The sequence below is a fragment of the Dielma fastidiosa genome (genome assembly GCF_000313565.1).
GTDB lineage: Bacteria > Bacillota_I > Bacilli_A > Erysipelotrichales > Erysipelotrichaceae > Dielma > Dielma fastidiosa.
The window spans coordinates 1-1550 of sequence record NZ_CAEN01000082.1 but is presented as its reverse complement, the minus strand read 5'-3'; the positions used below and the strand labels follow the sequence as shown (position 1 = coordinate 1550).

The 1550-nt window shown below is 53.2% G+C and carries 1 protein-coding gene; it reads left to right on the top strand.

The window, feature by feature from the left end:
- Window positions 1–1550: Ig-like domain-containing protein (locus DAHG_RS18145; protein ID WP_022936294.1), on the top strand; the 1550-nt coding region annotated here is incomplete at both ends.

The following is a 1550-nucleotide window of genomic DNA, read 5'->3' as shown; positions in this document are numbered from 1 at the left end:
TTCGTCTGATGATCGTTGAAAGCAAGGCGGATTCACTGAGCGTTTCACCGCAGACGTTAAGTCTGAAACCGGGTGAGAGCAGTACGGTCAATGCAGTGATTCAGCCTGATTCAGCTTCACAGAAAGTAAACTGGACGCTGCAGCCGGGAAGTGAGCAATTCCTTGAACTAGAAATGCTCGAAGGCTCAGCCGTTCAAGTAAAAGTAAAAGCAGACGCGCCGGTGGGTGCTTCGGCCGTCCTGATCGCAGAAAGTGAAGCCGATGCTTCCCTGCGTGCAGAGGTCAGTGTGTTCATCATCAAGAACAACGCGGATACCGTTAAGATCCTTGGCATCGAAGACGGTAGCAGTGACCGGCCGGCAGTCTTGAAGGTCCATCAAACGTTGCAGCTGAGCGCTGAGGTATATGCCGGTGATGAACTAGCCACCAATCAGCACGTTACATGGTCAAGCAGTGATCCGACGATTGCATCGATCAGTCTTGACGGTACGATCAATGCCCTGAGCACCGGATCAGCAACGATTCAGGCAGTCAGTGATGACGGCGGCATCAAAGTAGAAATCCATCTGCGGATCGAACCGGCCGATCTCAGCGGCATCACGATCGATAAGACGAGCCTGCTGATGATCAAAGGCAGCCATGAACAGCTGCACGTCCTTGCCAATGAAGGCAGTGAACTGGGTGAGATCCATTGGACGAGCAGTGATCCTGCCATCGCCAAGGTGGATAGTGAGGGAACCATCACGGCATTGAAGAGCGGCCAGGCAGTTATTACAGCTAAGGTTTCTGAATATGAAGCAAGCTGTACGGTGAAGGTCGTCAGCGGGGACATCAAGATCACATCGATCGATCTGAGCAGTGCAGCGGCACAGGTAGAAGCCGGTCAGACCTTCCTGATTCAGGCAGACGTCTTACCGGAGGATGCAGGCAATAAGATCCTGAAGTGGACGAGCAGTGACGAAGCCTTGATCCATGTCGTCAATAAGAACAGCAGTGTGGGCGTCCTGCAAGTCAGAAAAGGAACTGGCACACCGGTCATGATCACCGCGGAAGCGATGGATGGCAGCGGTACGAAAGCAAGCATCATGATCACACCGATGCCAAGTACGATCAGCGGCATCGAGCTGAGCAGTAATTTCATCCGCTTAGGTGCAAAGGATCAAGAAGGAACCTTACTGCGGGCCTCACTTCTGCCGATCACCGCGGAAGGTACGATCACATGGCAGACGGACCGCAGTGATCTGATCAGCTTGAGCAGCAATGAAGGAGCTTCCGTGATCGTGCGGCCGCAGCCGGGCGTCGATGCACGCAATGACAATTATGCGATCGTAACCGCAAGCAGCGGTGACGTTCAGGCACAATGCGTCGTCTTATTGAGTGAGATCGCGGCTGAAAGCATTACGCTGGAGCCGGTATCGATGCTCTTGAATGTGGATGAAGAACAAAAGATCCTGGTGGCATTCACACCTGAAAATGCAACGAATACGATTTTGGAATGGCAGGTCCTTGACGGTGACGGAACCGCCGTGCTGATCAGCCGAAAAGGCAGC